The following is a 1106-nucleotide window of genomic DNA, read 5'->3' as shown; positions in this document are numbered from 1 at the left end:
TCTCTTTTTCTTCCTCTTTCGTCTCCTCTCCTTCTTGGTTGTTTTTCCCTCTTTTCCTCTGTTCTCTTTCTGTTTCTCACCTTAACCTTCCTCGCATGACCTCTCCCTTTCCTCCCCTTTCTCCCTCCTCTCCTATCCTCGCCTCTTTTTCCCCCTTCCTCCCTTCTCCTCTCCTCTCTCTCGTTCCCCTTTTTCTCATCCCCTTCCTTTCTTTTCCTTCCTTCTCCTCCCTTCCTCTCCCTTCCCTCTCCTCCTCCTTTCTCTTCCCCTCTCCTCCCCCCCCTCCTCTCTCCCTCCTCTTCTTCCTTCTCTCCTCCTCTTTTCTCTTCCTCCTCCCCTCCCTTTTTCTCCTTTCTTTTCCTTTTTCTTTCTTCCTCTTCTCCTCTTCCCCTTCTTCTCTCCCTTCTCCTTCTCCTTCTCTTCCTCCTCTTCTTTTCTTCTTTCTCCTCCTCTCCTCCTCTCCCTCCTCTTTCCTCTCTCTCTCTTTTCCTCTCTTCTCCCCCCTCTCTTCCTCTCCTTCTCCTCCTCCTCCCTCCCTTTTCCCCTTCTCCTTCCTCCTCTTTTCCCTCCCTTCTTCCCTCCCTTTCCTCCTTTTCCTTCTCTCCCTCTCCCTTCTCCCTCTTCTCCCGCGAGCCTTCCCTTCTTCTCCCCTCCTTTTCTCCCTCTTTTTTTCTTCTCTTCCTCTTCCTCTTTCTCCTTCCTTTTCTTTTTCTCCTCTCTCCTTCCCCCCTCCTTCCTTCCCCTTTCTTTCCCCTCCTTTCTTTCTCTTCTCCTCCTCTTCTTTCCCCTCTTCTCTCTCCTCCCTTCCCCTCCTTCTTTCCTTTCTCCCCTCCCTTTTTCCTCTCTCTCCCCCTCCTTTTCCTCTTCCCTCTCCTTCTCCCTCTCTCCTCTTCCTCTCCTCTCCCCTCCCTCTTCTCCTTCTCTTTTCTTCCCTCCCCTTCTCCCTCTTCCTCTTCCCTCCTTCCCTCTCCCTCTTCCTCCGGTCTTCTCTCCCCGGATCTCTTTCTCCCTCCTCCCTCCGTGCCGCCTTCTTCTCCGCGCGCTTCTCCCGGGGCCCCCCTCCCTCTCCTAGCGCCTCCCTCCTCTCTCTTCCGCTCGTCCCTCCT

Annotated in this window: 1 protein-coding gene; it reads right to left on the bottom strand. The window is 54.0% G+C overall.

Going from position 1 to position 1106, the window contains the following annotated elements; genetic code table 11:
• A partial coding sequence (locus LC438_RS18945) for a hypothetical protein (protein ID WP_223587498.1) occupies positions 1–1106 on the bottom strand: 1106 nt, incomplete at both ends.

This window comes from Microbacterium sp. OVT16B (assembly GCF_019969705.1).
Classification (GTDB): Bacteria; Actinomycetota; Actinomycetes; order Actinomycetales; family Microbacteriaceae; genus Microbacterium; species Microbacterium natoriense.
The sequence above is the reverse complement of the archived record's forward strand: the minus strand, read 5'-3'. Positions and strand labels throughout refer to the sequence as shown.